Source organism: uncultured Campylobacter sp. (assembly GCF_937949835.1).
GTDB lineage: Bacteria > Campylobacterota > Campylobacteria > Campylobacterales > Campylobacteraceae > Campylobacter_B.
On the sequence record NZ_CALEDC010000169.1, the window covers coordinates 1 to 5,205 of the forward strand.

The following is a 5,205-nucleotide window of genomic DNA, read 5'->3' on the forward strand; positions in this document are numbered from 1 at the left end:
CGAAGGCCTCCGTCATCGGCGGCGACGGACAGGTTACGTTTGGAAACACCGTCTTAAAGGGCAATGCGACTAAAATTCGAAAGATCGGCAAAGAGGGTAACGTCTTGGCGGGCTTTGCGGGCAGCACCGCCGATGCGTTTAATCTTTTTGATATGTTTGAGAAGTGCTTAGATGGCGCAAAGGGCGATCTTTTAAGGGCCGTGATAGAATTTAGCAAGCAGTGGCGCAAGGATAAGTATCTGCGAAAGCTCGAAGCGATGATGCTGGTGCTGGACCGCAAAAATATCTTTCTGCTTAGCGGCACGGGCGACGTGGTAGAGCCGGACGACGGCAAGATCGCGGCGATCGGAAGCGGCGGGAATTACGCTCTTAGCGCGGCGCGAGCTTTGGATAAATTTGCAAGCTTAGACGAAGAGGAGCTCGTAAAGCAAAGCCTTAAAATCGCAGGCGAGATTTGCATTTACACGAATGAAAACATCAAAACATACGCAATTTGGGACGAAAAGAGATGATGACGCCAAAGCAGATCGTAGAAAAATTAGACGAATATATAATCGGACAAAATAGCGCCAAACGCACGATAGCGGTGGCTTTGCGAAATCGCTACCGCAGAATGGCGCTCGAAGATGAGATGAAAAACGAGGTGATGCCCAAAAACATCCTAATGATCGGATCTACCGGAGTGGGTAAGACCGAGATCGCGCGCAGGCTTTCGAAGATGTTCGGACTTCCTTTTATCAAGGTCGAGGCGAGCAAATATACTGAAGTAGGCTTCGTGGGGCGCGACGTGGAGAGCATGGTGCGCGATCTGGCTGCCGCGTCGGTAAATTTAGTACGCGGCGAGGAATTTGAAAAGAACAAAGACAAGATTGATGATTACATCAAGCGTAAAATTTTAGAAAAAGTCCTTCCGCCGCTTCCGCGCGGAGCGAGCGAGGAGAAGGTCGCAGATTACGAAAAAAGCTACGAAAAGATGGCGGCCAAGCTCGAGCGCGGCGATCTGGACGATCTTAGTATCGAGATCGAAGTAAGCGAAAACGCGCTTGAATCAAATCCGAATTTACCGCCCGAGATGGCGAATATGCAGGAAAGCTTCATCAAAGTAATCGGAATTTCGACGCGCAAGAGCAAAAAAGAGATGAAGGTAAAAGACGCCAAGGTCGCCCTCAAAAGCGAGGCTAGCGAGAAGGTTCTCGATATGGAGAGCATCAAAGCCGAAGCCGTTAGGCGTGCGCAAAACGAGGGCATCATCTTTATCGACGAGATCGATAAGGTGGCGGTCTCAAGCGGTAATAGCGGCAGGCAAGATCCGAGCAAAGAGGGCGTGCAGCGCGATCTGCTTCCGATCGTGGAGGGCAGCAGCGTAAGCACGAAATTCGGCAATATCGACACCGATCACATCCTTTTTATCGCCGCGGGCGCCTTTCATATCAGCAAGCCGAGCGATCTCATACCCGAGCTTCAGGGGCGCTTCCCGCTTCGCGTCGAGCTTGACAGCCTAGACGAGGCGGCGCTGTGCGAAATTTTAACCAAGCCGAAAAATTCGCTTCTTAAGCAGTACTCGGCGCTTTTAAAGACCGAGGGCGTCGAGCTGGAATTTAGCGAGGATGGGATCAAAGCGATCGCGAAATTTGCGGCGAGCACGAACGAAAAAGTCGAAGACATCGGCGCTAGAAGGCTGCATACGATAATGGAAAAGGTGCTTGAGGATATCAGCTTCGAAGCGGATAAGTTTAAAGGGCAAAAGATCGTCGTGGATGAAAAGCTCGTAAGCGAAAAGCTCGCAGACATCGCAAGCGACGAGGATCTGGCGAAATATATTTTATAAGGCGGCGCGGTAGCTACTTTTAGAATTCTACAGAGTCGCGGAATTCTGCGTTTTTGAAATTTGCAAAGCGTTATAATTTTAGGTTTGAGATTTAGCGGAATTTTAAAAATACGCAGAATTTAATCCTTTTAAATTTGGCGATACTTTGAAATTTTAAGTCTGTAAAATTTTAGGAATGATCGAAATTCTGTGCTGCGCGGGTTATATGTCAAGCCGTAGCGCATGGCAGGATAGAATTTAAAATTTCGCAGATAATTTACGAAGCTGCAGAATTCGCGGCTTGCGAGATTTAAAGTGAATATAATTCTACGCCGAGACGAGTAAAATTTATCGCTACCGCGTGGCTTGAAATTTTAAATTTTACCCGCTTATGTAATGGCGGAATTTCAAATTTCAGCCGCTTGTGCGGAGCCAGCCTGCGCAAAACTAGATTTTAGAATTTACCCGCAAGAGCTTGGCGCTGCGGTCGCAAGCAGGATAAAATTTTATAAATTTAAGGAAAATATGAAAAGCGGATTTGTAACGCTCATTGGGCGGACCAATGCGGGCAAGAGCTCGCTACTAAACTACCTCTGCGGTGAGAAAATTTCGCTCGTCTCGCACAAGATCAACGCCACGCGCCGCAAGATTAGCGGCATCGCGATGAACGGCGCAGATCAGGTGATTTTCACGGACACGCCCGGGCTGCACGAAAGCGCCAAGCTGATGAATAAACTGATGGTCGAAGTGGCGCTCGGAGCGATTGAAGGCTGCGATTTGGTGCTGTTTTTGGCGCCCGTGCACGATGATACCGCGGAATATGAAAAATTTTTAAATTTAAACGCAGGCACCAAACACATCGTGATTTTAACTAAAATTGACGAAGCAAACGACGAAAAGATCGTGCAAAAGCTGCTGCAATATCAAAAATTTACCGATAAATTTGAGGCGATAATCCCCGTTAGCATCAAAAAAAAGGTCTATAAAAAGCAGGTTTTGGACGAAATTTGTAAAATTCTGCCCGAGCATGAGTATTTTTACGACCCCGAAATTTTAAGCGCGACCAACGAGCGCGAAATTTATCGCGATTTCATACTTGAGGCGATCTTTGAGAGTATGAGTGACGAGATCCCGTATTGCAGCGACGTCGTGATGGAAAAAGTGGTGGAAAAACCGGGTCTGATCTCGGTATATGCGCGGATCATAACGGACAGCAATTCACACAAAGAGATGTTGATCGGCAAAAACGGCGAAGCGATCAAGCGGATCGGAATTCGAGCCAAAAAGTTAATTTCAAATTTTTCTAAGGTCAAAATTTACTTAAAATTAACAGTTTTTGTAAAAAAAAGCTGGAAAAATGACGAATTTATGGTGAAAACCGATTTTATCTATTGACATTTTATTTTATTTCTATTAGTATTAGCAGCGTAGAAAATTTCATTTGGAAGTGGAGTGTTATGGCAAAGAATAGTAAAAATGCTAGTTCGATTGTTGCGATTAACAAAGTCACGCAAACCATATTCGGTCTAAGTGAGAATGAAGTTTTCGAGCACGACTTCTCAAAAGCGAATCGTGCGAAGGAAACTTACGTCTCATATATTCCGTATAAGGATATAATGACTGCGACGGTCGAGATAAGCAGATCGGTAGAGGACGCGGATCTTTTAGATGCGATCGTCGTTAAGGTGTATGAGGAGCTGGGGCTTGACACTGCTTTGGATTACAAAATCACCTATAGTGAGGTAATAGGCGCTGGCGGCGATGATAGAATTTTTAATGTTTTCGTCGTAGATAATGCCAAACTCACTTCAGAATTCGATGCGATCGCCGCTAGGACGAACTACATCGACTATGTGGCTATGGCTCCGTTTTTATACGAGGGCTTGTATAATAGAGGCGTCCTAACTCGCGACGGGATCGACTGCTTCATCTACTTGCAGCGCGACGATGCGTTTTTGGTAGTGTATCAAAACGGCGAATATTTTCAATCTCGTCAAGTAAGATACAACCTAAAATTCTTGCATGAAAAATATGTCGAGCTAGTCGGTAGCAGAGTCGATGAAGAGAGCTTTTATAGACTGCTCTCCAAACAGGGAGTAAATTTAGAAAATCCGACCGAACGCGATTATATGATCCAAATTTTTGACGATATGTTTTACTACATCAACGACGTATTGAACGGTATTAGTAAAATTTACAACGTCAATATTCAAAATGTCTATATCGGAACGGATATCGGTAAAATTCCTGCGATCGAGGTTTTTGTAGAAAATAATCTAAAGCTAAGATACAAGGATTTTAATTTTAACGTTGCAATCAACGCAAAAGATTATCCGCTCACTCAGCTAGATATTTTGATGTTCTTGGTAGGTCAAGATTATTTAATTACTAAAGATGACGATCACAACTACTCGCCGTTTATGAGACCTCCACCTTTGACTCAAAGATCAACCGGCAAGCTGATAGGCTATATGTTGCTAGGCTGCTTACTTGGCGCTGCGTATCCTGCGTATAATTTTGGCTACGGCTATTATAATAATATGGTAGCTGATGATAAAACTAGCGAATATAAAGGTTTAGAGGAAAAGATGGGTCCCGCTAGAACTGAAAGTGCGCGTTTGGATAAAGAGACTAAAGAGGTAAATGCCCAGGCTGCTAAGAGTGGTAAGGAGCTTAACGACAGGCGCAAACTAATTAATGCCATCTTAGATAAGAAAAACAATTACGCTATGAAGGGTGTTTCTATTTTTGAGCTAACCAATATGGTCGTTAAAAATAAGGGCAATATGGTTAGGATCGGTGATGAGAATAGGACTCTAACTGTTCAGGTGCGCACCAAAAACGATAAGCAGATGACCGAGCTTTTAGAGGATATCAGTAAAAAAGAGGTGTATGGCGTGGATACTAAAACAATCGCGCTACAAGAGGGTAATAAAACCGTCTTTTACGATAGCAACATCAGTGTGGAGGTTAAATAATGAAAAAGAAAAGTTCATTAGATCAACTTGATCAATGGTTTGCCTCCAAGGGAAATAGTGCAAATAACTATTTTTACATAGCTTTGTTGTTTGTAGGTGTGGTAGCTTACTTTATTTTAAGTCAGCAAGCCGATCCGTATTTAGAGGAGAGCGAAACAAATCTAAGTACTGCCACGACTAAGCTTGAAGGCGCACAGAGAGAGTATAACGAGTTTTTTGGTGGTGATCCTAAAGCTTTCGTTGATAATAAGCGCAATATCCTCAATGGTGCTAAGACCAACCTTAAAAATATCAATGATGAGCGTGGATATCTAGACGGTAAGCTAAAAGAAATTTCAAAACTTACCTATAACGAAAAGAACTGGGCTAAATTTATGGATAGCCTCTCAACGATCGCAGAGAATAACAATATTAAAATTT

Annotated in this window: 5 protein-coding genes; all 5 read left to right on the plus strand. The window is 43.9% G+C overall.

Features of this window, described 5'->3' with window-relative positions; translation table 11 throughout:
* The first annotated feature begins 14 nt into the window (after window positions 1-14).
* On the plus strand, window positions 15-512 hold the full coding sequence (gene hslV, locus Q0256_RS03680) for an ATP-dependent protease subunit HslV (RefSeq protein WP_297960147.1): 498 nt from the start codon (window positions 15-17) through the stop codon (window positions 510-512).
* Window positions 509-1,828 (plus strand): HslU--HslV peptidase ATPase subunit, encoded by a 1,320-nt coding sequence (gene hslU, locus Q0256_RS03685; RefSeq protein WP_297960141.1) that lies wholly within the window; start codon window positions 509-511, stop codon window positions 1,826-1,828. Before hslV ends, hslU begins: the two co-directional genes overlap by 4 nt.
* Window positions 1,829-2,332: 504 nt before the next feature.
* A complete protein-coding gene (gene era / locus Q0256_RS03690) occupies window positions 2,333-3,202 on the plus strand; it encodes a GTPase Era (RefSeq protein WP_297960149.1) in 870 nt (289 codons plus the stop codon).
* A gap of 62 nt (window positions 3,203-3,264) precedes the next feature.
* Window positions 3,265-4,785 carry a hypothetical protein gene (locus tag Q0256_RS03695; protein ID WP_297960143.1) on the plus strand — a complete coding sequence of 507 codons (1,521 nt, stop codon included), beginning with the start codon at window positions 3,265-3,267 and terminating at the stop codon, window positions 4,783-4,785.
* Window positions 4,785-5,205 (plus strand): hypothetical protein (locus Q0256_RS03700; RefSeq protein ID WP_297960145.1); only part of this gene is annotated, 421 nt, incomplete at its 3' end. The genes Q0256_RS03695 and Q0256_RS03700, both read left to right, overlap by 1 nt.